Below are 982 nucleotides of genomic sequence, written 5' to 3'. Positions count from 1 at the left end.
CCAATACTCATCACAAGCCGAAAACCTCTCCGACTTCACCGAAACCGTCAAAGAAGCCGCCATCCGGGGCATTTTCGCCATTACATCCGCACCCGAAGACCTGGTGTGCAAAGAAAACGGCTAAGGCCGTCTGAAAACATTCACTTTACGAACATTTAGGGGACATCCATGCTCAAACAAGAAATCGAAATCATCAACAAACTCGGCCTGCACGCGCGCGCCTCCAGCAAATTCACCCAAACCGCCTCCCAATTCCAAAGCGAAGTCTGGGTTACCAAAAACGGCAACCGTGTCAACGGCAAAAGCATCATGGGCCTGATGATGCTGGCCGCCGCCAAAGGCACCGTGATTGAGCTGGAAACAGACGGCGCAGACGAAGCCGCCGCCATGCAGGCGTTGACCGACCTCATCAACGACTACTTCGGCGAGGGCGAATAATGAGCATCGTCCTACACGGTGTGGCCGCAGGCAAAGGCATCGCCATCGGCCACGCCCACCTCATCACGCGCGGCGCGGCGGAAGTTCCCCAATACGACATCGCCCCCGACAAACTCGATGCCGAAGTCGCCCGTTTCGACAACGCCATCAAAGCCACGCGCAAAGAATTGGAACAACTGCGCAGCGCGATTCCCGAAAACGCCCCGACCGAATTGGGCGCGTTCATTTCCCTGCACCTCATGCTGCTGACCGACGTCACCCTCTCGCGCGAACCCATCGACATTTTGCGCGAGCAGAAAATCAACGCCGAATGGGCATTGAAACAACAAAGCGACAAACTCGCCGCCCAGTTCGACAGCATCGACGACGACTACCTGCGCGAACGCAAACAGGACATGCTCCAAGTCGTCCGCCGCATCCACAACAACCTTGTCGGCCAAAGCAACGAAATCAACCTCGCCGGCAACCTGTTTGACGACACCGTCCTCATCGCGCACGACCTCTCGCCTGCCGATACCGTATTGTTCAAAGAGCAGCACATTAC

The 982-nt window shown here is 56.5% G+C and carries 2 protein-coding genes and 1 pseudogene; all 3 read left to right on the top strand.

Features of this window, described 5'->3' with window-relative positions; genetic code table 11:
* Positions 1-124: pseudogene (locus tag ACTHUR_RS12095) on the top strand (PTS sugar transporter subunit IIA); the annotation flags it as partial.
* A gap of 44 nt (positions 125-168) precedes the next feature.
* Positions 169-438 carry an HPr family phosphocarrier protein gene (locus tag ACTHUR_RS12090; protein ID WP_003747940.1) on the top strand — a complete coding sequence of 90 codons (270 nt, stop codon included), beginning with the start codon at positions 169-171 and terminating at the stop codon, positions 436-438.
* A partial coding sequence (locus ACTHUR_RS12085; RefSeq protein WP_440398731.1) for a phosphoenolpyruvate-utilizing N-terminal domain-containing protein occupies positions 438-982 on the top strand: 545 nt, incomplete at its 3' end. The genes ACTHUR_RS12090 and ACTHUR_RS12085, both read left to right, overlap by 1 nt.

This window comes from Neisseria sp. P0021.S007 (genome assembly GCF_051956855.1).
The sequence above is the reverse complement of the archived record's forward strand: the minus strand, read 5'-3'. Positions and strand labels throughout refer to the sequence as shown.